Source organism: Telluria sp. AIW5 (genome assembly GCF_056680575.1).
Map to the genome: position 1 here is coordinate 3,724,908 of NZ_CM155289.1, position 21,205 is coordinate 3,746,112.

The window sequence follows — 21,205 nt, forward strand, 5'->3', positions numbered from 1 at the left end:
TACGCCGTCTCCGGCGCGAAATGCTCGACAACTCTATAATGAGGCCGTAATGATAAAGCCTAAACCGCGAAGCATATTGGATTTATGAGCAACTGGACAGAATATCTGGCGTCGCTGGACGCCCGCTTCCATATGGATGAAGCCACGCAGGTCGAAGACTTCGGCCGCACCCTCACCGCCGCCGACCTGGCCGCCGGTTTCGTCGCGCCCGTCACCGACCTCGGCCTGATCGCCGTCGCCGGCGAGGACGCCGCGCGCTTCCTGCACAACCAGCTGACGAACGACGTCGAGCACCTCGGGACGGGCGAGGCGCGCCTGGCGGGATTCTGCACGCCGAAGGGCCGCCTGCAAGCCACTTTCCTGATGTGGCGCGACAGCGCAGGCACCGTCTGGCTGCAATTGCCGCGCGCCATACAGGCGCCGCTGCAAAAGCGCCTGTCGATGTTCGTGATGCGCTCGAAAGCCAAACTGCGCGATGCGACCGACGAAGAATCGGTGGCGGCGGTGATCGGCATCGGCGGTGCGAAGGGCGAAGCCGCCCTGCGCGCGCAGGGCCTGGAATTGCCGGGCGCACCGTATGGATTGGTGAGCGGAGAACGCGGCACCGTGATTCGCCTCGGCGACGCGTTCGGGGCGCCGCGTTATCTGTGGCTGGGCTCCCCGCAATCCGCGGAGGTAGCGCTGCCGGCGCTGGCTGCGGAACTGGCGCTGGGCGGCAACGCCGCCTGGCAGCTGGCCGCCATCCACGCCGGGGTGCCGCAGGTCACGCTTGCCACCCAGGAACAGTTCGTTCCGCAAATGATCAACTTCGAATTGCTCGGCGGTGTGAATTTCAAGAAAGGCTGCTATCCGGGCCAGGAAATCGTCGCCCGCAGCCAGTATCTCGGCAAATTGAAACGGCGCACGGCGCTGGCCAGCGTCGACAACGCGGCCGCGCGTGCGGGCGACGAAGTCTTCTCCATGGCTGACCCCGACCAGCCCTGCGGCATGGTGGTCAACGCCGCGCCGAATGGAGAAGGCGGCGCCGACCTGCTGGTCGAGATGAAGCTGGCCGCGCTGGAGGAAGACGTGCACCTCGGCTCCGCCGCCGGCGCGCCCCTGCGTTTCCTGACGATGCCGTATGCGCTGGACGCGCTCGACCTCTAGCATGATCGACCTCTACGTGTATTACAAGGTGCGCGACGAGCACGCCGACCGCCTGGCGCCGCTGGTCTGTGCGCTGCAGTCCCGGGTGATCCAGCCCGGGGCCGCGCGCCTGCTGCGCCGTCCCGAAAGCACGAACGGCGTGCAGACCTGGATGGAAGTCTATCCCGACGTGCCGAAGAGCTTTGCCGCCGAGCTGGAAAAAGCGGCAAGCGAGGCCGGGCTCGCGGGCCTGGTGGAAGGTCCGCGCCGCGTCGAAGTTTTCACGGAGTTTCCACCATGTGCCTGATCGTATTTGCCTGGCGCGTGATTCCCGGCGTGCCGGTGATCGCCGTTGCCAACCGCGACGAATTCTATGACCGCCCGGCCGCCCCCGCGGCGCCGTGGCCGGAACACCCGAACCTGATCGCCGGGCGCGACCTCGAACACGGCGGCAGCTGGATGGGCATCACGCGCGAAGGGCCGAACGGCCCGAAATTCGCCGCGCTGACGAATATCCGCGCGCCCGGCGAAGGCCGCGCGAATGCGCCCTCGCGTGGCGAACTGGTGGCGGACTTCCTGAAGGGTTCGTTCACGGCCGCCGAGTATCTCGAGGTCATTGCCGCGCGCGGGGATGTCTACAACGGCTTCAACCTGGTGCTCGGCGACCGCGAGAGCCTGTACTGGTATTCGAACCGCGCCGGCGACGACCCGCGCAACGGCCAGCCGCTCGAACCGGGCCGGATTTATGGCGTGTCGAACGGCTTGCTCGACGCCCCGTGGCCGAAAGTGACGCGTACCAAGGCGCAATTCGCGAGCCTGCTCTGCCAGGGCGCGCCCGAGGATGCCTATTTCGAGATGCTGGCCGACACCACGCGCGCGCCGGACATGCGCTTGCCGGAAACGGGCGTGCCGCTGGATCTCGAGCGGGTGCTGTCGGCGGTGTGCATCGAGACGCCGGGGTATGGGACGCGAACCTCGACGGTGGTGAAGCTGTACGAGAATGCGCCCGCCGAGTTGCACGAGCGGGTCGTGCAGCCGTAGGGTGGGCATGCCCACGCGGCATGGTACGGATGAGAATCGAAACGCATGATCCCTGCTGCGGCCGCCTGATCCACTGGGGTCGCTCGACGGTTGCGTGACGCGTGGGCATGCCCACCCTACGGTGCACCGCCGCCGCGGATTCTTGTCGGCCGCGAACGCAGTGTGACGCAGCCGTCATCGATTCGCCTCGGGAAACCCCCGGCCGTAGCGCACCGTAGGGTGGGCATGCCCACGCGTTTGGCAGGGCCGTGCAATCGAAACGCGGCACGAATGATCGACGGTGCCATGCCGCGTGGGCACAAGTGAAGTGCCCACCCTGCAAGGTCAAAGCTTCGAACGCAGCATCTCGCGCAGGTGCGGCGTCGCCGCGTACGGATCGGGCGGATTCCTGCCCTGCACGATCGCTTCCATCCGCTCCTGCACCCCGCCGAGCGCCTGCGGGTGCGAATAGATATAGAACTGTCCCTCGCGAATCGCCTCGAAGGTGATGCGCGACACGTCGCTTGCCGACACCTTGCCCGATTCGACCGCCTTGGTCGTCAGCGCCTGCGACGCCAGCTGGCTGGCCGTCGGCCCCACCTCGGGCTTCAGGTCTTCGGGCCGGTTGCGGTGCGATTGATGGATCCCCGTAGGCACGAAATACGGACACAGCACCGAGGCGCCGATCGGGGCATTCACCAGCTGCAGGTCGTGGTACAGGGTTTCCGACAGCGATACCACCGCGTGCTTGGAGACGTTGTAGACCCCCATCGCCGGCGCGTTCAGCAAACCGGCCATCGAGGCCGTGTTGACGATGTGGCCTTCGAAGTCGGGGTCGCGTTTCGCGCACTCGAGCATCGCCTGCGTGAAGACACGCACGCCGTGGATCACGCCCCACAGGTTCACGCCGAGCACCCATTCCCAGTCGGCTTCCGTGTTTTCCCAGACCAGGCCGCCCGAACCGACGCCGGCGTTGTTGAACACCAGGTGGATGCCGTGGAAGCGCGCGATCGCCGCGTCGGCGAGCTCCTGCACGTGCGCGCCCTTGCTGACGTCGCAGACCATCGCCAGCACTTCCGCGCCCTGGTCCAGCAATTCGTCGGTGGTGCGCTCGAGCGCGTCGGCCTGGACGTCGGCCAGCACCAGCTTCATGCCGAGGCCGCCCGCCGTGAGGGCGAATTCGCGACCGAGCCCGCTGCCGGCGCCCGTGATGACGGCGACCTTGCCCTTGAAATGTTTCATGCGACTCTCCTCAGACGGCGGACACGCCGCCGTCGACGGCCAGGATCTGGCCCGTGATGTGCTTGCTCGCGTCGGAAGCGAACAGCACCACCGCGCCCTTCAGGTCTTCGTCGTCGCCCAGGCGTCCCAGCGGCGAACCCTGGACCAGCTTGTCGACGCCGATCGAGGCCAGCACGCCCTTGGTCATTTTAGACGGGAAGAAGCCCGGCGCAATCGAGTTCACGGTGATGCCGTGGCGGCCCCATTCGCCCGCCAGTGCGCGGGTGAAATTGACCACGGCGCCCTTCGAGGTGTTATAGGCGATCGTGCTCATCGTGCCCGGCGCATTGCCTTTCAGTCCGGCGATCGAGGAGATGTTGATGATCTTGCCGTAACGGCGAGGAATCATCGACAGCTTGGCGACTGCCTGCGACACCAGGAAAATGCTGCGCACGTTCAGGTTCATCACCTTGTCCCAGGCTTCCAAAGGGAGGTCTTCGGCCGGGGCGCCCCAGCTGGCGCCGGCATTGTTGACGAGGATATCGATCTGGCCGAGCCGGCGCAGCGCTTCCTCGACGAAGGGCCGCACGTTCGCTTCGTCCTGCAGGTCGACCGCGACGGCGGACGCCTCGATGCCGCGCGCGGCCAGGTGGGCGACGGCTTCGTCGAGTTCCTCCTGCTTGCGCGCCGAAATCACGATCCGTGCGCCCTGCTCGCCGAGCGCCTCGGCCATCTGCAGGCCGAGCCCGCGCGAGCCGCCGGTCACCAGCGCGGTTTTGCCTTGCAACGAAAAAAGTTCCTGGGGTTTGCGCATGCTGTCTCCGTTATATTTTATGGTGGGGTTTGCTGCTTACACTTCGTAGTCCATGCACTGGCGCCCTTCGCGGATGGCGCCGATGAAGGGCACCAGCGCCTTGTGCGTCGGGTGCACGGCATAGGCGTCGAGCGCCGCCTTGTCCTCGAATTCCGAGTACAGCACGACGTCATAGGTCGCTTCCAGGCCCGGCTGGGCCAGCGTGACCTCGAATTTCAGGATGCCGGGGACAATGCCGGCGCAGGCGTCGAGGCGGCGCTTCATCTCGCGTGCATTGGCGAGGCGATCGGCGCCCTCGGCTTCGTCCTTCAGCTTCCACATGACGATGTGTTTGATCATATCTTTCTCGACTCTCAGCAATAAGTTTGTAAGGTTTTACGAATCACAGGCGCCGTTACAGTACCTCGAACAGGCCCGCGGCACCCTGCCCGCCGCCGATGCACATCGTGACCACGACATATTTCACGCCGCGGCGCTTGCCTTCGATCAGCGCGTGGCCGACCAGGCGCGCACCGGACACGCCATACGGATGGCCGACCGCAATCGCACCGCCGTTCACGTTCAGGCCGTCCATCGGGATGCCGAGCTTGTCGGCGCAATACAGCACCTGCACGGCAAAGGCCTCGTTCAGTTCCCACAGGCCGATGTCGGCGACGGTCAGGCCGGCCTTCCGCAGCAATTTCGGCACCGCGAACACGGGACCGATGCCCATCTCGTCCGGCTCGCAACCGGCCACCGCGAAGCCGCGGAAGACGCCCAGCGGCTGCAGTCCCTTCGATTCGGCCATGCCGCGGCTCATCAGGATCGAGACCGAGGCGCCGTCCGAAAACTGGCTGGCATTGCCGGCCGTGATCACGCCGCCCGGCAGCGCGGTGCGGATTTTCGAGACGGCTTCAATGGTGGTGTCGGCGCGGATGCCCTCGTCGGCGGAAATCGTCACTTCGCGCGTCAAGAGGCGTCCCGAGGCCTTGTCGGCCACGCCCATGACGGTCGTCATCGGCACGATCTCGGCGTCGAAACGGCCGGCGGCCTGGGCGGCGGCGGCGCGCTGCTGGCTCTGCACGCCATAGGCATCCTGGCGCTCCTTCGGAATGCCGTAGCGCCTGGCGACCGTTTCGGCCGTCTGCAGCATCGGCCCGTAGATTTCCGGCTTGTTGGCACGCAGCCAGGGGTCCTGCAGCATGTGGGTGTTCATTTCCTGCTGCACGCAGGAGATCGACTCGACGCCGCCGGCGGCGAAGATCTCGCCCTCGCCCGCGATGATGCGCTGGGCCGCCAGCGCGATCGTCTGCAGGCCAGAGGAACAGAAGCGGTTGACCGTCATGCCCGGCACCGTCGTCGGGCAGCCGGCGCGCAGCGCCACTTGGCGCGCGATGTTGGCGCCGGTTGCGCCTTCCGGATTGGCGCAGCCCATGATCACGTCCTCGACTTCGCCGGGCGCAATGCCGGCGCGTTCGATGGCCGCGGCCAGCACGTGGCCGCCGAGCGTGGCGCCATGGGTCATGTTGAAAGCGCCCTTCCACGACTTGGCAAGGCCCGTACGGGCGGTCGATACGATCACTGCGTCTTGCATGCTGGTCTCCCTGGTATGGTTTTTGATGTTGGACCAAATGAGAATAGCACAATTAAGTACGACCGTTCGCAAATTCTCTGACCGGCCTCAACACCTTGTTCCGGATCTTTTCGGCCGGTCATGCAGTCCAACTAATGAGAGCGAAGTCCACGCCGCTTGCCGCCACCGAACGCATCAATGAACCGTAAGTTTCGGGTAAGTTTGGAGCAAGCATGACGTAAGTTTAACGGTCCACACTCCGACCCAGCTTCGGCTATCCGACGTTTTAAAATATTATACGGAGACAACAAATGGCTATCACACCCGGCATGACCGCGGGCGGCAAGGCAGTGCCTTCCTCCTCGGGGATGACGAAGGAAGAACGCAAGGTGATCTTTGCTTCTTCCCTCGGTACCGTTTTCGAATGGTACGACTTCTACCTCTACGGTTCGCTTGCCGCCATCATCGGCAAGCAGTTCTTCCTCGGTGACCCCACTACCTCGTTCATTTTCGCGCTGCTCACCTTCGCGGCCGGCTTCATCGTCCGTCCGTTCGGCGCCCTGGTCTTCGGCCGCCTCGGCGACATGATCGGCCGCAAATACACCTTCCTGGTCACCATCCTGATCATGGGCGGCTCGACCTTCATCGTCGGCCTGCTGCCAGGCTACGCCTCGATCGGGGTCGCGGCGCCGATCATCCTCGTCTCGCTGCGCATCCTGCAGGGCCTGGCCCTGGGCGGCGAATACGGCGGCGCGGCCACCTATGTCGCCGAGCACGCCCCTGAAGGCAAGCGCGGCGCCTTCACCGCCTGGATCCAGACCACCGCCACGGCCGGCCTGTTCCTGTCGCTGCTGGTCATCCTCGGCACCCGCAGCGCGATGGGCGAAGATGCGTTTACGGCATGGGGCTGGCGCATCCCCTTCCTGGTCTCGGTCCTGCTGCTGGGCGTGTCCGTCTGGATCCGCCTGTCGATGAACGAGTCGCCGGCCTTCGCCAAGATGAAGGCCGAAGGCAAGACCTCGAAGGCGCCGCTGTCGGAAGCCTTCCTGAACTGGAAGAACGCCAAGATCGTCATCCTGGCCCTGGTCGGCCTGACGATGGGCCAGGCCGTGGTCTGGTACACCGGCCAGTTCTACGCCCTGTTCTTCCTGACGCAAACGCTGAAGATCGACGGCGCGACCGCGAACATCCTGATGGCCGTCGCACTGGCCCTGGCCACCCCGTTCTTCATCTTCTTCGGCTCGCTGTCGGACAAGATCGGCCGCAAGTGGATCATCCTCGGCGGCTGCGTCATCGCCGCGGCCACCTACTTCCCGATCTTCAAGGCCATCACCCACTACGGCAACCCGGCCCTCGAGCAGGCCATCGCCACGGCGCCGGTCACCGTCGTCGCCGACCCGGCCACCTGCAACTTCCAGGTCGACCCGACCGGCACCAAGAAATTCCCGGCCTCCTGCGACATCGCCACGCGCATGCTGACCAACGCCTCGGTGAACTACACCACCGTCGACGCGCCGGCCGGCTCGGTCGCGCAAATCAAGGTGGGCGACAAGGTGATCCAGTCGTTCAACGCCGCCATGACCCCGGACGGCCTGAACTTCGACGCCGACAGCAAGGCACGTGAGACGGCGCTGAAGAAGGAAGTGGCCGGCAGCCTGAAAACGGCGGGCTACCCCGAGAAGGCCGATGCCGCCCGGATCAACAAGCCGATGCTGGTGCTGATGCTGTTCATCCTGGTCCTGTACGTGACCATGGTCTATGGCCCGATCGCGGCCATGCTGGTCGAGATGTTCCCGACCCGCATCCGCTACAGCTCGATGTCCCTGCCTTACCACATCGGTAACGGCTGGTTCGGCGGCCTGCTGCCGACCATCTCGTTCGCCCTCGTGGCGGCCAAGGGCAACATCTACTATGGCCTGTGGTACCCGATCATCATCGCCCTCGTCACCGTCGTGATCGGCGCGATCTTCGTTCGCGAAACCAAGGACAACAATATCTACGCCGCCGACTGAGCCCCAGCCTGCCGGAAACTGAAAATGCCGCTGGAGACAGCGGCATTTTTTTTCGCCGCCTGGCGGGCGCGCGTTCGTTTTCCCTCTTGCCGCCCTATCCGGCTTCGCTCACCAGATAGGTACAGCGCCGCGCCCCCTCGAGCTGGTGCTCGATGCGTACCACGACCGTGCCCGGGCCGAGCACGCGGCGGAATACCTCGAGTTCTGAGCGGCAGAACTGCTGGCAGGCCTGGGCCGCAGTGCAGATCGGGCAATGGTTCTCGTGCAGGAGTACGCTGCCATCGATCCGCGGCTCGGAATCGGCCATATAGCCCTCGAAGGACCGCGCCGCGGCCAGGGCCGCCACCCGGTCGTCGAGCGGGGCCTTGCTGTCGATGCGCTCGCGGTAGGCGCGCTCGCTGGCATCCTCGCGCATGGCGATGAGCTTTTCGAGACCGGTATCGCCAAACAGTGTGCGCACGCCCTGGATCAGGTCGAGCGTCAGCTCCGCATGCCGGTCCGGATAGCGCGCATGACCGCTGTCGGTCAGCATCCAGCGCCGCACTGGCCGCCCGACCTTGCCGGGGCTGTCCAGGAAGCGTACCAGTCCATCGTCAACCGCGGCTTCCAGCTGGCGGCGCACGCCCATGGCCGTCAATCCGACCAGCCCGGCCAGCGCCTGGGCCGTTTGCGGGCCACGGGTCTTGAGCAGCATCAGGATCTGGTCATGGGTCTTCATCGCAGCTCCACCGCGGCGCCTGCGGGCCGCTCGATGGCGCGTGCGCTCCAGTTGCGCATCGCCAGGGCGGCCCACACCGCCATCGCGCCGCCGGCCACCAGCACGCTGCGGGTATCGACCAGCGCCAGCAGGCCACCGACCAGCGCCATCACGATGTTGGCCAGGCAAAAGGTCGTCGACAGCAGGCCCATCACGGCGCCCTGCCCATAGCCGGCGAACTGGTCGGCGGCCCAGCCCTGCACGGTCGCGTTGTAGTAGGCGTGCGGCAATCCGAACAGCACGATGGCCGCCACACCGACCGCCAGGTTGCCGAACCCGACCGCGAGGATGGCGAGCGCGGCCAGGCCGGCCTGGCCGCTCGCACGGCGGCGTGGGTCGCGGGCGCTGGCGCGGCCGGCGAACAGCGCGGCAAAGGTCATCAGTGCGCACATGCCCATGTTGACGAAGGCGATCTGGCCTACCTCGTAGCGCCCGACATCGACCAGCCACAGCGGGAAGAACTCGTAGAAGGCGGCAACCCCGCAGGCGTAGGCGAAGTGGACGCTGAAGAGCATGCGCAGCGGCCTGTGGCGCAGCAGGGTCAAGGCATGCCGTTCGCGCGCCACCGACCACCAGGGCTCGCCAGGTGGCGGGGCCACGGCCGTGCGCTCCAGCGCTATCGCAGCCAGGGCCGCGCCGAGCAGCAAGGCGCCGGCGGCGCTGGCGAACGGCAAGGTGATCGAGAAGCCCACGGTGAAGCCCGCCAGCAGCGGGCCGACCAGCCAGCCCAGGTGGAAAGCGCCGTTCAGCCAGGACAGTGCGTGGTTGCGCAAGCCGCCCGTGAGCCTTTCCGCCAGCATGGCCCGCATGATCGCTCCATTTCCTTCAAGCAGGCCGGTCGCGAAGCGCGCCAGCAGGAACAGCGGATAGGACTGCATGACGAGGGCCACGGCGGTGAGCGCATGGCCGAGCGCACAGCCGACGGCGGTGGACAGCAGGATACGCCGCCGCCCGAAGCGGTCCGATATGGCGCCGAGCACCGCGCTGCCGATCAACAGGCCGAGCGGATTGACCATCAGCGCGACCCCCAGCAGGAGTCTCGGCGGCAGCCCGAAGAAGGAAGTCAGCGCGCTGCCGGTATCGTTTCCGAACAGCGGAGCGAGGATGGGATAGGGCAGCGAGGCGCCGGTCGTCGACAGCAGCCCGAGCAGGCAGGCGCTGGCGATCAGCAGGGCATGTTTCGTCGACGGGCCATGGGAGCTCATGCGGCCATTCTGCCTCCGGCTCGGCAATAAGTAAACGACATTGTTTATTTATTGCCTTATTGCCATATTGCCGACCAAGGCGCGAAAACGACGACGCCGCTGGGATCAGCGGCGTCGTGGGTCAAACGGGGAAGAACAGCTTAGTCGTTGAAGCCCTTCCCTTCGCCCGCCAGGCGTTCCAGCAGCGGCGCCGGCGCCCAGGCCTCGCCGTGATTGCCGCGGGAAAAACCGCGCATGGCCTCGAGCACATTCGGCAGGCCGACCGTGTCCGCATACAGCATCGGCCCGCCGCGGTACAGCGGGAAGCCGTAGCCGGTGAGGTAGACCATGTCGATGTCTGACGCGCGCAGGGCGATGCCCTCTTCCAGGATCTTCGCGCCTTCGTTCACCAGTGCGAACACCAGGCGCTGCACGATTTCCTCATTCGTTACCGTACGGCGCTCGGCGCCGCTGGCCTGCGCCTGCGACAGGATCATCTCGTTGACGAGCGGCGAAGGATAGGCTGTGCGGTCGCCCGCCTTGTAGTCGTACCAGCCGGCGCCCGTCTTCTGGCCGAAGCGGCCCTGTTCGCACAGCAGGTCCGGCACCCTCGAGTATTCGATGTCCGGGGTCTCGATGTAGCGGCGCTTGCGGATGTACCAGCCGACGTCGTTGCCGGCGAGGTCGCTCATGCGGAACGGGCCCATGGCGAAACCGAATTTCTCGATCGCCTTGTCGATCTGTTCCGGCAGCACCCCTTCCTCGAGCAGGAAGAAGGCCTGGCGCAGGTATTGTTCGAGCATGCGGTTGCCGATGAAGCCGTCGCACACGCCCGAAACCACGCCAGTCTTCTTGATTTTTTTAGAGAGCGCCAGCGCCGTGGCCAGCACGTCCTTGCCGGTTTCCTTGCCGCGCACGATTTCCAGCAGCTTCATCACGTTCGCCGGGCTGAAGAAATGCAGCCCGATCACGTCCTGCGGCCGCTTGGTAAACGCGGCGATCTTGTCCAGGTCGAGCGTCGAGGTGTTCGAAGCCAGGATCGCGCCCGGCTTCATCACCGCGTCCAGTTGGCGGAACACGGTTTCCTTCACGTTCAGGTCTTCGAACACGGCTTCGATCACGATATCGGCCTGGGCGATCTCGTCATACGAGAGCGTGCCGCTGATCAGGCCGATGCGCTGGCCGGCCTTTTCCGGCGTCAGCTTGCCCTTCTTGACCGTGTTTTCATAGTTCTTGCGAATGGTGGCGAGACCCTTGTCGAGCGCTTCCTGCTTCGTTTCCAGGATCGTCACCGGGATGCCCGCGTTCGCGAAATTCATGGCGATGCCGCCGCCCATGGTGCCGGCGCCGATCACGGCCGCCTTTGCAATCGAACGGGTCGGGGTGTCGGCAGGGACGTCCGGCACCTTGCTCGCGGCGCGCTCAGCGAAGAAAGCGTGGCGCAGGGCTTTCGATTCGGTCGTCTGGGCCAGCGCCATGAAACGCTCGCGCTCGTACTTCAGGCCATCCTCGAACTTCATCGTCACGCTCGCCGCCACGCATTCGACGCACTCGAGCGGCGCCGGGAAGGGGCCGGCCATGGCCTTGACGGTGTTGCGCGAAAATTGCAGGAAGGCTTCGTGGTTCGGATAATCGACCTTCAGGTTGCGCACTTTCGGCAGCGGACGGGCGTCGGCGATGCTGTTGGCGAATTCGACGGCCGAGTTCACCAGGTCAGCGCCCTCTGCGAACACCTTGTCGAACAATTTGGTCTCGGCCAGCTTTTCCGACAGCACCGGGTTACCCGACACGATCATGTTCAGGCCCTGCTCGAGGCCGACGGCGCGCGGCAGGCGCTGGGTGCCGCCGGCGCCCGGCACCAGGCCGATTTTGACTTCAGGCAGGCCGATCTGCGCGCCGGAACTGGCCACGCGGTAGTGGCAGCCGAGCGAGAGCTCGAGGCCGCCGCCCATGCAGACGCCATGGATGGCCGCGATGACGGGTTTATTCAGATTCTCGGCGGTGGCGATCAGGGTGTGCAGCGTCGGCTCGGTCATGGCCTTCGGCGAATTGAATTCGCGGATGTCGGCGCCGCCCGAGAACACCTTGCCCGCGCCGGTGATGACGACCGCCTTGACGGCCCCGTCGTTTTCCGCACGGCGCAGCGCCTCGACGGCCGCGGTCCGCGTCGCCATGCCGAGGCCGTTGACCGGCGGATTGTTCAGGGTGATGACGGCAACCCTGCCATGCACGACGTAGTCTGCACTCATGTCTCTTCCTTTTTAATTGGTTGAACCAGCACGGTCAACTATAACGCCAAAAAGTACGGTCGTGTTATTTCCTGGGGTCCCTCTGGACTCTTTTTTGCCGGCGTCCGCCCGGAGGCGGCAATGGTGGCGCCGCTGTGTCAGAATGCGCTCCGTAAGCCGCCGCTCGCCACTTGCCGGCGCGCCCGAACAGAGAGAAACCATGGAAAAACTGATTGCGCAGCTGATGCGCTTGTACCTCCCCGCCGGCCAGGTGGACCCGGGCCTGCTGACCCGGCAAGTACTCGGCGAAGCGACCGCGCCCATTGCGCTGACGACGGCGGGCGGCATGACGCGCGCCCTCGTCATCCCCTTCGACAAGGCCAGGTACGAGGAAGACGGGCAGCACTGGACGCGCCTGTGCGAGGTCGCCCATGCCTTGCAGGCGAACTATGGTTTTCCGGCGCCGGGCGTGAGCATTTCCGCCGCTTCGGGTTTTTGCCTGTGGCTGTCGTTCGAGACGCCGGTGCCGGCCAGCGAAGCGCAGCGCTTCCTCGAAAGACTGCGCGACGCCGCCTGCCCGGAGCTTGCCGTCGCGCTTGACGCGGCCACGCGGCCGGTCGAGCTGCCGCCCTGCCGTAACCAGGACACGGGCCGCTGGGCCGCCTTCATCCATCCCGGCATGGGCGCTTCCTTCATCGACGAACCGGGCCTGGAAATGGCGCCGCCGGCGGTGGCCCAGGCGGCTTTCCTGGAGCAGCTCGAAATGATCGGCCCGCAGCAGTTCCGCACTGCGCTGGCGGCCTTGCAGCCTGCGCCCACACCCGCCATGGCGCCGGCCCCGCCCGCGGCCGAGGGTTCGGACGAACTCCTGCTGCGCGATGCCACGCTGGAAGACATCGTGCGCCACCTGCACGCGAAAAACATCGAGCCGACTTTCCGCCACCTGCTCCCGCGGGCCTGATTAATGTAGGGTGGGCATGCCCACGCGTCCGCGACGGTGGAGCAGCGGCAAGGCAAGCCGACAGCGGGTATGCATGCTTCCGAGCGGGAGATGCGTTGCAACATGCATCGGCACGTACGCGTGGGCATGCCCACCCTGCGGGCGCGCCAGGTCCCGCGTCAGGCGCGCGGGACGAACTCCATGGTCCAGTTGGTCTCCCAGCTGGCGCCCGCATCGTTCGAGAAGGCCTGCTCCCAGCGCGGATTCGCTCCCGGCGTGGCCGTCCACATGAAACGCACCCTGATCGCTTGCCCGTCCAGCACATCGTCGGCGAAGAACAAGCCGACGTGGTTCGAGAAGCGACCCACCACCGGTACGTCGAGCGCGGTCGGATTGCGTCCGTCGAGCCACCAGATCGACCAGCTTTTCGAGGCGGCGCAGTACGAACGCACCGCGATGGCGCGGACGTCGCCGTCGGGGAAATGCAGCAGGTTGTCCTCGAGATTGCCGAAGCCGCCCAGCGTTTGCATGGTCGACGACAGGCCGTCGAATTCGGTCCAGTCGCGGCAGCCCCTCAGGCGTGCGTTCAGGCGGCGATGTTTTACATTCCAGTCGCCGATGATGAAATCGAAATCGGCAGGTGCATCCAGGGCTGGCGGTAGCGGCATGTTCTTTTTCGAATCAGGTGTTGGTGCAGATGACCGGGGCGCCCTGCAGGCGCCCCATCGTTTTAGGCCGTCGGCAGCTTGTGGTCCCGATACTGCTCGCGCAGCCGGTTCTTCTGGATCTTGCCGGTCGCCCCAGTGGGCAGCGCGTCCGTAAAGACCACGTCATCCGGCAGCCACCATTTCGCGATCTTGCCCTCGAAGAAGCCGAGCAACTCCTCGCGCGACACTTCCTGCCCCGGACGCTTGACCACGACCAGCATCGGCCGCTCGTCCCATTTCGGGTGCGCAACGCCGATGCAGGCAGCCTGCAGCACGCTCGGGTGCGCCATTGCGATGTTTTCCAGGTCGATGCTGCCGATCCATTCTCCGCCCGACTTGATCACGTCCTTGCTGCGGTCGGTGATCTGCATATAGCCGTCGCCGTCGATGGTCGCCACGTCGCCGGTCGGGAACCAGCCGTCCTTGAGCACGTCGCCGCCCTCGTCGCGGTAATAGCCGGAGACGATCCACGGCCCCTTCACATACAAGTGGCCGAAGGTTTCGCCATCCCAGGGCAGTTCCGCACCGTCGTCGTCGACGATCTTCATGTCCACGCCAAAGATCGCATGGCCCTGCTTCTGCAGGATCTTGCGTTGCTCTTCCTTCGGCAGGGCCAGGTGCTTCATCTGCAGGCCGCCGGTGGTGCCGAGCGGCGACATTTCCGTCATGCCCCAGCCGTGGATCACGTGGACATTCAACTTGTCGATCAGCGTGTCCATCATCGCCGGCGGGCACGCCGAGCCGCCGATCACGGTGCGGCGGAAGGTCGAGAACTGCAGGTTGTTCTGGATCGCGTAGTTGATCAGGCCCAGCCAGACGGTCGGCACGCCGGCCGAGAAGGTCACGCCCTCCGCCTCGAACAAGTCGTACAGCGACTTGCCGTCCAGCGCGGCGCCCGGGAACACCATCTTCGCGCCCGACAGCGGCACCGAATACGGCAGGCCCCAGGCGTTCACGTGGAACATCGGCACCACCGGCACCACGGCGTCGAGGCAGGACACGTTCAGCGCCCCCGGCATGCTCGAGGCGTAGGCGTGCAGCAGCGTCGAGCGGTGCGAGTACAGCGCGCCTTTCGGGTTGCCCGTCGTGCCCGAGGTATAGCACAGGGTCGCGGCCGAGTTCTCGTCGAACAGCGGCCAGGCGTAGTCGTCGCTGCTGGACGCGATCAGGTCTTCGTAGCACAGCAGGTTGGCGATCTTCGTCTCCGCCGGCATGTGCGCGCGGTCGCTCATCAGCACGAAACCTTTCACGGTCTTGCAGTGGGCGGCGACGGCTTCCACCAGCGGCAGGAAAGTCAGGTCGAAGAACAGGTACTGGTCTTCGGCGTGGTTGACGATATAGGCGATCTGTTCCGGGTGGAGACGGGGATTGACCGTGTGCATCACCGCGCCCGAACCGGACACCGCGTAATACAGCTCGAGGTGGCGGTAGCCGTTCCAGGCCAGGGTCGCGACCCGGTCGCCCATCCGCACGCCGAGCCCTTCCAGCACCTTGGCCATGCGCCGCGCGCGCTGTTCGCATTCCCGGTAAGTGTAGCGGTGCATGTCGCCCTCGACGCGGCGCGACACGATTTCATTGTTGCCGAAATGGCGGGCGGCGAATTCGATGATGCTCGAAATGAGCAGGGGCTGGTTCATCATCTGGCCCATGAGCGGGCTCTTCGGGAAGGACGTCATGTCGGGTGTCTCCAGTGGTCGGATTATTAACTCCAGTCGAGTGTGATTCGGGCCGCCGCACCCCGTCAAGACGTTTCGATGGTGCGATGCAGCACGGTCGTTCTATTCGTTGAACCGACTCGCGCAGCGGCGCGTTACCGGATGTAAGCGGCGTTGCGGATCAGGCGTGCGCGAATAGAATGGGCCCGTTACGGTAGAATCCCGCTGTTCTCCCTCTTTATGATATGGAGCTGCCATTACGCCCGACGAACTACAACTGAGCAACGGCTTCGCCGCGCTGCCGCCCGCCTTCTACACGCGCCTGATGCCGACGCCGCTGCCCGCGCCGTATTTCGTCGCGGCCAGCAGCCGCGCGGCCGCGCTGGTGGGACTCGACGTGGAAACCCTGGCGCAAGCCAATCTCGTCGCCGCCTTCACCGGCAACGCGCTGCTGCCCGGCTCGGAACCGCTGTCGGCCGTGTACTCGGGCCACCAGTTCGGGGTCTGGGCCGGCCAGCTCGGCGACGGGCGCGCCATCCTGCTCGGCGAACTCGACGGGCCTGAAGGCCGCATGGAGCTGCAACTGAAAGGCGCCGGCAAGACGCCGTATTCGCGCATGGGCGACGGGCGCGCCGTGCTGCGCTCTTCGATCCGCGAATTCCTGTGTTCGGAAGCAATGGCCGCGCTCGGCATCCCGACCACGCGCGCCCTCGTCGTGACCGGTTCCAACCAGCACGTGATGCGCGAGAACATCGAGACGGCCGCGGTCGTCACCCGCATGGCGCCCTCCTTCGTGCGCTTCGGTTCCTTCGAACACTGGCATTACCGCGACAAGCCGGATGAACTCAAGCTGCTGGCGGATTACGTCATCGACGGCTTCTATCCCGAATTGCGCGGCGCGGTGAACCCCTATAAAGAACTGCTGGCCGAGGTCACGCGCCGCACGGCACGCATGATCGCGCATTGGCAGTCGGTCGGCTTCATGCATGGCGTCATGAACACGGACAATATGTCGATCCTCGGCCTGACGCTGGACTACGGCCCCTTCGGCTTCATGGAAGCCTTCGATGTCAACCACATCTGCAACCACACCGACCAGGGCGGGCGCTATTCGTATGCGAACCAGGTGGCGATCGGCCACTGGAACTGCTATGCGCTGGGGAATGCCCTGCTGCCGCTGATCGGCACCGTCGACGATGCCCAGCAGGCGCTCGACGTCTACATGCCGGCCTTCGAAACGAAGATGGATGCCTTGCTGCATGCGAAGCTGGGCCTGGCGACCGTGGTCGAAGGCGACCGCGCCCTGATCGACGGACTGTTCACCATCATGCAGGCCGGCCATGTCGATTTCACGCTGCTGTTCCGTCGCTTGGGCGATTTGAAGCTGGACGCACCTGAAGAAGACGCCCCGCTGCGCGACCTGTTCATCGACCGCGCCGCTTTCGACGCGTGGGCTGTGCGCTACCGCGAACGCCTGCGCGCCGAGGCCAGCGTCGATGCCGAGCGGCGCGTTGCCATGAACGGCGTCAATCCGAAGTACATCCTGCGAAACTATCTGGCCCAGCAGGCGATCGAACGTGCACAGAACGGCGACTATGCGGGCGTGCGCGCGTTGCTGGCCGTACTGGAGCAGCCTTTCGACGAGCAGCCCGGGCATGAAGCCTATGCGGCGCTGCCGCCGGACTGGGCGGCGCACCTCGAGGTGAGCTGCTCGTCCTGAGGTGCTTTCCCACTCTGCTCTTCCTGATTTACCCTTGAAAGACCAATATGACCAATAAAGTGACCAAGACCGACGCCGAGTGGCGCGCCCAGCTCGACCCGATGGAATACCAGGTGACGCGCCACGCCGCCACCGAACGCGCCTTCACCGGCAAGTACTGGGACCACCACGACCACGGCATTTATTACTGCGTCTGCTGCAACACGCCGCTGTTCGAATCCGATGCGAAGTTCGAGTCCGGCTGCGGCTGGCCCAGCTATTTCAAGGCGCTGGACCCGGCCAACGTGATCGAAAAGAGCGACCGCACCCACGGCATGCTGCGCACCGAGATCATCTGCGCGGTGTGCGACGCCCACCTCGGCCACGTGTTCCCGGACGGCCCGCCGCCGACCGGCCTGCGCTACTGCATCAACTCGGCCGCCCTGCGATTCGAAGAAATCTGACACCCGATCTTCCTGGAGCACCATGAAATTCCTGTTCGACTTTTTCCCGCTGGCCCTGTTCTTCGTCGTCTACAAGATCGCGAACGGAAACGAAGCGGCCGCGCTTGCCATCGCCGACCAGTACCTGGGTGGCCTGGTCGCGGGCGGCAAGATCGTCGCCAGCCAGGCGCCGACCATGCTGGCCACCGTCGTCGCCATCTTTGCCACCGTGCTGCAAGTCGGCTACCTGCTGGTGCGCCGGCGCAAGGTCGACGGCATGCTGTGGGTCTCGCTGTTCGTGATCCTCGTCTTCGGCGGCGCAACCATCTACCTGCACGACGAAAACTTTATCAAGTGGAAGCCGACCATCCTGTACTGGGTGTTCGCCGCGGCGCTCCTGGTCAGCCAGCGCTTCTTCGGCAAGAACCTGATGCGCACCGCCATGGAAGAAGCGCTGCCGCTGCCGGACGCGGTCTGGCCGCGCGTCGGCTACAGCTGGGTCGTCTTCCTGTTCCTGCTCGGCGCCCTGAATTTGCTGATGGCCTTCGTTGTCTTCCGCAACAACACGGCGGCCTGGGTCAACTTCAAGGTCTTCGGCATGACCTCCATTTTCTTCCTGTTCACCGTCGCCCAGTCGATGCTGCTCATGAAGCACATTCCCCAGGAGGAAGCATGAGTTTGGATAGCAAGGCCAATAAGCGCGTGGACACCCGCGTCGAACGCATCCGCAGCGCATTGCAGGAAGCCTTGAACCCCAGTTTGCTCGAGGTCGGCGACGACTCGCACCTCCACGCCGGACACGCCGGCGCGGCCTCCGGCGGCGGTCATTACAGCGTGAAAATCGTGTCGGAACGCTTCCATGGACTGAGACTCGTCATGCGTCATCGACTGGTGTATGATGCCGTGCACGATATGATGCAGGCCGAGATCCACGCCCTGGCGATCACGGCCCTGGCGCCTTCCGAACGGGACTGAGGCCGGTTCGGAATCGCGTAGCGAGGCCGGGTAACTGCTTAGTAACCGGTTAATCAGCCTCGCTTAAGAATCGTATCGCACAATCACGATTGAACTGCTCTGCAAAAAAGAACTAAACCAATCACGTCCAAGCAACTCCCTCCACAGGAAATTCAATAATGACTTTTAAGCCAGCACGCCTGCTGTTAGCCTTGATCGCCACATCTGCGACTCTCGCAGCGCCCGCATTCGCTCAAAACATGGCCGTCGTGAACGGCAAGGCCATCCCGACCTCGCGCGTCGACGCGATCGTCAAGCAGGTCGTCGCCCAGGGCCAGGGCACGGATTCGCCGCAGCTGCGCGAAGCGATCAAGCGCGACCTGATCTCGCGCGAAGTGCTGATGCAGGAAGCCATCAAGCAAGGCTACGACAAGAAGCCGGAAGTCAAGCAAGCGCTCGACAGCGCGCGCCAGGCCATCGTCGTGAACCAGCTGGCCCGCGACTACATCGCCAAGAACCCGGTGACGGACGCCGACATCAAGGCCGAGTACGACCGCTTCTCGAAAACCCAGGCTGGCGAGAAGGAATTCCACCTGCGCCACATCCTGCTGGCAACCGAAGACGAAGCCAAGGCCGTCATCGCCAAGCTGAAGGGTGGCGCCAAGTTCGAAGAACTGGCCAAGACCAGCAAGGACACCGGTTCGGCTGCCAATGGCGGCGACCTCGACTGGGCGGCCCCATCGGCCTTCCCGCCTGAATTCGCAGCCGGTTTCTCCAAGCTGGGCAAAGGCCAGGTCACCGACACCCCGGTCAAGACCGGCGCCGGCTTCCACGTCATCAAGGTCGACGACGTGCGCGCGGTGAAAGTGCCGACGATGGAAGAAGTAAAGTCCCAGATCGCGGAAAGCCTCACCCAGGCCAAACTGGCGGCTTACCAAGAGGAAATGGTCAAGAAGGCAAAGGTGAAGTAATATGTTTGCCACCGGCGCCGTCGCTGGCGCCGGCTTTCGTCGCCAGCGGGCGACTTTTCGAGTTTTTATAGGATCTGAACAATGATTTTGAAGCCAACCCGCCTGTTGCTCGCCATGTCTTTCATCGTGGCAGCACCTGTCTTCGCCCAAAACGTTGCGACCGTGAACGGCAAGCCGATCCCGGCGGCGCGGGTCGACCAGATGGTCAAGCAGGTCGTCGCCCAGGGCCGCGCCACGGATTCGCCGCAGCTGCGCGAAATGATCAAGAAAGACCTGATCGGCCGCGAAGTGCTGATCCAGGAAGCGGACAAGCAGAACGTCGGCGCCCGCCCTGAAGTCAAGGCCGCCATCGACAACGCCCGCCAGAGCATCATCATCAACGCGATGCTGGCCGACTACGTCAAGAAGAACCCGGTCAAGGATGCCGACATCAAGGCCGAGTACGACAAGGCAAAAGCCGCCGCACCGGACAAGGAATACCACGCGCGCCACATCCTGGTCGAGAAGGAAGACGACGCGAAAGCCATCATCGCCAAGCTCAAGGGCGGCGCCAAGTTCGAAGAGCTGGCCAAGCAGAGCAAGGACCCAGGCTCGGCCGCCAATGGTGGCGACCTCGGCTGGACCGACCCTGCGCGTTTCGTGCCTGAGTTCTCGAAGGCCATGACCTCGCTGCAAAAAGGTGCCATCACCGAGACCCCGGTGAAGACCCAGTACGGCTACCACGTCATCAAGCTGGAAGAAACCCGCCCACTGACGATCCCGCCGCTGGAGCAGGTCAAGCAGCAAGTCGCAGAACAGGTGCAACAGCGCAAACTGGCGGAATACCGCGAGTCGCTGCTGAAGAAGGCCAAGGTCCAGTAATTCGGACCGGCCGAACGAGAAAGGCGCTTCCCCGGAAGCGCCTTTTTTTATTGTTGCGGCGGCAAAAAAAACTGGGGTCAGGTCTGACATTCGGACACGAGCTCTGCCGTTTTAGGCTGGCTATCGTCGAGGCCGTGTCTAAATGTCAGACCTGACCCCAGCCTGCCGCCGTGACCCCAGCCTGCTGCCGGCGCCGCTGCCCTTAATCGCAATGCTTCGGCGCGCCCGGATACTGTCCGTTGTTGTAGGTATCGAGGATCCCGGCCCAGGTCTTCTGCTGCGCGCAATCGCCCGGTCCGCAGGTGGCTGGGGTGCTGCCGCTGCGCAGCCAGGTGGCGGCCGCGTCGATCACCGACTGCACGCCTGCCGGGGCCGACGCACCCGCAGCGCGGTTGAGCACGGCGGCGATGTACTGGTGCGCCAGGATAATGTAGGCGCTGCCGCGCGGCGGCGTGTCGAGGACTTGCTGCCAGCTCAGGCTTGATGAGAAGAACAGCGCGCCGCCGCTGTAGGGCGCCGGCCAGGTCACGCCCGGTTTATTGCCCCAATACCCTTGCGTGCGTACGCAGCCCTTCGGCGGGCAGCCGCAGACCGCGCTCGCCGTCACCGCCGGGCTTACCGCGAACAGGGTGCGCAAGACCGGGTCGCGCAGGGAGTCCTGCACCTGCACCGTCAGCGCGCTGCGCAGCACGCCCAGCGTCAGGGGCGGCCCCTCGAACGAATACGGCACCACGAGCGTATCCCCTGCCCGCGCCACGGCGGCGCCCGTGGCCGCCCTGGCCGCATCGCGGTACCCTTCGCGCGAGGTCTGGTTCTGGATGCGGCCGTCGACAAGGATCCGCGCGCCCGCGGCCGCGGGCACCGTCACCACGCCCGAATAGCGCCATCGCCCGGTCGCCTCGTTGCTGGTGACGTCCAGCGTCGCGCTGGCCGCCGCCGGCGCCTTCTGCGCCATGGCGCTGGGGGCGGACAAGCCGAATGCGAGCGCGACGGCCAGGATGGCCGGCGCGCATACGCGCAGATACAGGGTGCCGGGATTCATCCGGGTCTCCTTTTGGTAGG

21 protein-coding genes are annotated in these 21,205 nt (G+C 65.0%); 11 read left to right on the top strand and 10 right to left on the bottom strand.

Translation table 11 applies throughout. The features are described 5' to 3' along the window. Positions 1 to 84: 84 nt before the first annotated feature. The 3 genes from ygfZ to AC1MEM_RS16515 are packed head-to-tail and all read left to right on the top strand — an operon-like array spanning position 85 to position 2,166. The gene (gene ygfZ, locus AC1MEM_RS16505) at positions 85 to 1,146 is read left to right on the top strand and encodes a CAF17-like 4Fe-4S cluster assembly/insertion protein YgfZ (protein WP_499472249.1); all 1,062 of its coding nucleotides are present in this window, start codon (positions 85 to 87) and stop codon (positions 1,144 to 1,146) included. 1 nt (position 1,147) lies between these two features. Next, on the top strand, positions 1,148 to 1,432 hold the full coding sequence (locus tag AC1MEM_RS16510) for a DUF4936 family protein (protein WP_499472251.1): 285 nt from the start codon (positions 1,148 to 1,150) through the stop codon (positions 1,430 to 1,432). Beyond that, on the top strand, positions 1,423 to 2,166 hold the full coding sequence (locus AC1MEM_RS16515) for an NRDE family protein (RefSeq protein ID WP_499472253.1): 744 nt from the start codon (positions 1,423 to 1,425) through the stop codon (positions 2,164 to 2,166). Before AC1MEM_RS16510 ends, AC1MEM_RS16515 begins: the two co-directional genes overlap by 10 nt. 324 nt (positions 2,167 to 2,490) lie before the next feature. On the opposite strand, the gene AC1MEM_RS16520 is transcribed toward AC1MEM_RS16515, so the two are convergent. From AC1MEM_RS16520 to AC1MEM_RS16535, 4 genes are read right to left on the bottom strand one after another with little or no spacing between them, the layout of a single operon-like run. Continuing rightward, entirely contained in the window at positions 2,491 to 3,387 is an 897-nt protein-coding gene (locus tag AC1MEM_RS16520) for an SDR family oxidoreductase (RefSeq protein WP_499472255.1), read from the bottom strand. 10 nt (positions 3,388 to 3,397) lie between these two features. Continuing rightward, positions 3,398 to 4,180 (bottom strand): SDR family oxidoreductase, encoded by a 783-nt coding sequence (locus tag AC1MEM_RS16525; protein ID WP_499472257.1) that lies wholly within the window; start codon positions 4,178 to 4,180, stop codon positions 3,398 to 3,400. Between the two features lie 36 nt (positions 4,181 to 4,216). Further along, a complete protein-coding gene (locus AC1MEM_RS16530; RefSeq protein WP_499472259.1) occupies positions 4,217 to 4,519 on the bottom strand; it encodes a Dabb family protein in 303 nt (100 codons plus the stop codon). Between the two features lie 55 nt (positions 4,520 to 4,574). After that, positions 4,575 to 5,753: an acetyl-CoA C-acyltransferase gene (locus tag AC1MEM_RS16535; protein ID WP_499472261.1), complete on the bottom strand. Its 1,179-nt coding sequence runs from the start codon at positions 5,751 to 5,753 to the stop codon at positions 4,575 to 4,577. A gap of 290 nt (positions 5,754 to 6,043) precedes the next feature. Here AC1MEM_RS16535 and AC1MEM_RS16540 point away from each other — a divergent pair, with 290 nt between their 5' ends. Then, positions 6,044 to 7,744 carry an MFS transporter gene (locus tag AC1MEM_RS16540; protein ID WP_499472263.1) on the top strand — a complete coding sequence of 567 codons (1,701 nt, stop codon included), beginning with the start codon at positions 6,044 to 6,046 and terminating at the stop codon, positions 7,742 to 7,744. 94 nt (positions 7,745 to 7,838) lie between these two features. On the opposite strand, the gene AC1MEM_RS16545 is transcribed toward AC1MEM_RS16540, so the two are convergent. From AC1MEM_RS16545 to AC1MEM_RS16555, 3 genes are all read right to left on the bottom strand, one after another. Next, positions 7,839 to 8,462 (bottom strand): helix-turn-helix transcriptional regulator, encoded by a 624-nt coding sequence (locus AC1MEM_RS16545; RefSeq protein ID WP_499472265.1) that lies wholly within the window; start codon positions 8,460 to 8,462, stop codon positions 7,839 to 7,841. Beyond that, on the bottom strand, positions 8,459 to 9,706 hold the full coding sequence (locus AC1MEM_RS16550; RefSeq protein ID WP_499472267.1) for an MFS transporter: 1,248 nt from the start codon (positions 9,704 to 9,706) through the stop codon (positions 8,459 to 8,461). Before AC1MEM_RS16550 ends, AC1MEM_RS16545 begins: the two co-directional genes overlap by 4 nt. A 140-nt stretch (positions 9,707 to 9,846) precedes the next feature. Continuing rightward, on the bottom strand, positions 9,847 to 11,934 hold the full coding sequence (locus tag AC1MEM_RS16555) for a 3-hydroxyacyl-CoA dehydrogenase NAD-binding domain-containing protein (RefSeq protein WP_499472269.1): 2,088 nt from the start codon (positions 11,932 to 11,934) through the stop codon (positions 9,847 to 9,849). 199 nt (positions 11,935 to 12,133) lie between these two features. Here AC1MEM_RS16555 and AC1MEM_RS16560 point away from each other — a divergent pair, with 199 nt between their 5' ends. Next, a complete protein-coding gene (locus AC1MEM_RS16560) occupies positions 12,134 to 12,874 on the top strand; it encodes a hypothetical protein (protein ID WP_499472271.1) in 741 nt (246 codons plus the stop codon). Positions 12,875 to 13,032: 158 nt separating this feature from the next. Here the strand turns inward: AC1MEM_RS16560 and AC1MEM_RS16565 are convergent, their stop codons facing one another. Together AC1MEM_RS16565 and AC1MEM_RS16570 are read right to left on the bottom strand one after the other, a co-directional pair. After that, complete coding sequence (locus AC1MEM_RS16565) at positions 13,033 to 13,521, bottom strand: DUF1579 domain-containing protein (protein ID WP_499472273.1); 489 nt, start codon at positions 13,519 to 13,521, stop codon at positions 13,033 to 13,035. A 62-nt stretch (positions 13,522 to 13,583) separates the two neighbouring features. Beyond that, on the bottom strand, positions 13,584 to 15,236 hold the full coding sequence (locus AC1MEM_RS16570) for a 3-(methylthio)propionyl-CoA ligase (RefSeq protein ID WP_499472275.1): 1,653 nt from the start codon (positions 15,234 to 15,236) through the stop codon (positions 13,584 to 13,586). Between the two features lie 304 nt (positions 15,237 to 15,540). On the opposite strand from AC1MEM_RS16570, the gene AC1MEM_RS16575 reads away from it, so the two are divergent. The 6 genes from AC1MEM_RS16575 (at position 15,541) to AC1MEM_RS16600 (ending at position 20,143) form a co-directional block, all read left to right on the top strand. Continuing rightward, entirely contained in the window at positions 15,541 to 16,935 is a 1,395-nt protein-coding gene (locus AC1MEM_RS16575) for a protein adenylyltransferase SelO (RefSeq protein WP_499472277.1), read from the top strand. A gap of 47 nt (positions 16,936 to 16,982) precedes the next feature. Next, positions 16,983 to 17,378 (top strand): peptide-methionine (R)-S-oxide reductase MsrB, encoded by a 396-nt coding sequence (gene msrB, locus AC1MEM_RS16580; RefSeq protein WP_499472279.1) that lies wholly within the window; start codon positions 16,983 to 16,985, stop codon positions 17,376 to 17,378. Between the two features lie 22 nt (positions 17,379 to 17,400). Further along, complete coding sequence (locus tag AC1MEM_RS16585; RefSeq protein ID WP_499472282.1) at positions 17,401 to 18,033, top strand: septation protein A; 633 nt, start codon at positions 17,401 to 17,403, stop codon at positions 18,031 to 18,033. Beyond that, positions 18,030 to 18,332, top strand: a complete 303-nt coding sequence (locus AC1MEM_RS16590) for a BolA family protein (protein ID WP_499472285.1) — start codon at positions 18,030 to 18,032, stop codon at positions 18,330 to 18,332. The genes AC1MEM_RS16585 and AC1MEM_RS16590 overlap by 4 nt, the downstream gene beginning before the upstream one ends. Before the next feature lie 158 nt (positions 18,333 to 18,490). After that, positions 18,491 to 19,282: a peptidylprolyl isomerase gene (locus AC1MEM_RS16595; protein ID WP_499472287.1), complete on the top strand. Its 792-nt coding sequence runs from the start codon at positions 18,491 to 18,493 to the stop codon at positions 19,280 to 19,282. 81 nt (positions 19,283 to 19,363) lie between these two features. After that, entirely contained in the window at positions 19,364 to 20,143 is a 780-nt protein-coding gene (locus AC1MEM_RS16600; RefSeq protein WP_499472289.1) for a peptidylprolyl isomerase, read from the top strand. Positions 20,144 to 20,345: 202 nt separating this feature from the next. Here the strand turns inward: AC1MEM_RS16600 and AC1MEM_RS16605 are convergent, their stop codons facing one another. Beyond that, positions 20,346 to 21,185 carry a hypothetical protein gene (locus AC1MEM_RS16605; RefSeq protein ID WP_499472291.1) on the bottom strand — a complete coding sequence of 280 codons (840 nt, stop codon included), beginning with the start codon at positions 21,183 to 21,185 and terminating at the stop codon, positions 20,346 to 20,348. Positions 21,186 to 21,205: the final 20 nt, after the last annotated feature.

Excerpts from the sequence above, each read along its gene's own strand:
- ygfZ (WP_499472249.1), top strand. The coding sequence starts at position 85 with ATGAGCAACTGGACAGAATATCTGGCGTCGCTGGACGCCCGCTTCCAT.
- AC1MEM_RS16510 (WP_499472251.1), top strand. The coding sequence starts at position 1,148 with ATGATCGACCTCTACGTGTATTACAAGGTGCGCGACGAGCACGCCGAC.
- AC1MEM_RS16515 (WP_499472253.1), top strand. The coding sequence starts at position 1,423 with ATGTGCCTGATCGTATTTGCCTGGCGCGTGATTCCCGGCGTGCCGGTG.
- AC1MEM_RS16520 (WP_499472255.1), bottom strand. The coding sequence starts at position 3,387 with ATGAAACATTTCAAGGGCAAGGTCGCCGTCATCACGGGCGCCGGCAGC.
- AC1MEM_RS16525 (WP_499472257.1), bottom strand. The coding sequence starts at position 4,180 with ATGCGCAAACCCCAGGAACTTTTTTCGTTGCAAGGCAAAACCGCGCTG.
- AC1MEM_RS16530 (WP_499472259.1), bottom strand. The coding sequence starts at position 4,519 with ATGATCAAACACATCGTCATGTGGAAGCTGAAGGACGAAGCCGAGGGC.
- AC1MEM_RS16535 (WP_499472261.1), bottom strand. The coding sequence starts at position 5,753 with ATGCAAGACGCAGTGATCGTATCGACCGCCCGTACGGGCCTTGCCAAG.
- AC1MEM_RS16540 (WP_499472263.1), top strand. The coding sequence starts at position 6,044 with ATGGCTATCACACCCGGCATGACCGCGGGCGGCAAGGCAGTGCCTTCC.
- AC1MEM_RS16545 (WP_499472265.1), bottom strand. The coding sequence starts at position 8,462 with ATGAAGACCCATGACCAGATCCTGATGCTGCTCAAGACCCGTGGCCCG.
- AC1MEM_RS16550 (WP_499472267.1), bottom strand. The coding sequence starts at position 9,706 with ATGAGCTCCCATGGCCCGTCGACGAAACATGCCCTGCTGATCGCCAGC.
- AC1MEM_RS16555 (WP_499472269.1), bottom strand. The coding sequence starts at position 11,934 with ATGAGTGCAGACTACGTCGTGCATGGCAGGGTTGCCGTCATCACCCTG.
- AC1MEM_RS16560 (WP_499472271.1), top strand. The coding sequence starts at position 12,134 with ATGGAAAAACTGATTGCGCAGCTGATGCGCTTGTACCTCCCCGCCGGC.
- AC1MEM_RS16565 (WP_499472273.1), bottom strand. The coding sequence starts at position 13,521 with ATGCCGCTACCGCCAGCCCTGGATGCACCTGCCGATTTCGATTTCATC.
- AC1MEM_RS16570 (WP_499472275.1), bottom strand. The coding sequence starts at position 15,236 with ATGACGTCCTTCCCGAAGAGCCCGCTCATGGGCCAGATGATGAACCAG.
- AC1MEM_RS16575 (WP_499472277.1), top strand. The coding sequence starts at position 15,541 with ATGCCGACGCCGCTGCCCGCGCCGTATTTCGTCGCGGCCAGCAGCCGC.
- msrB (WP_499472279.1), top strand. The coding sequence starts at position 16,983 with ATGACCAATAAAGTGACCAAGACCGACGCCGAGTGGCGCGCCCAGCTC.
- AC1MEM_RS16585 (WP_499472282.1), top strand. The coding sequence starts at position 17,401 with ATGAAATTCCTGTTCGACTTTTTCCCGCTGGCCCTGTTCTTCGTCGTC.
- AC1MEM_RS16590 (WP_499472285.1), top strand. The coding sequence starts at position 18,030 with ATGAGTTTGGATAGCAAGGCCAATAAGCGCGTGGACACCCGCGTCGAA.
- AC1MEM_RS16595 (WP_499472287.1), top strand. The coding sequence starts at position 18,491 with ATGACTTTTAAGCCAGCACGCCTGCTGTTAGCCTTGATCGCCACATCT.
- AC1MEM_RS16600 (WP_499472289.1), top strand. The coding sequence starts at position 19,364 with ATGATTTTGAAGCCAACCCGCCTGTTGCTCGCCATGTCTTTCATCGTG.
- AC1MEM_RS16605 (WP_499472291.1), bottom strand. The coding sequence starts at position 21,185 with ATGAATCCCGGCACCCTGTATCTGCGCGTATGCGCGCCGGCCATCCTG.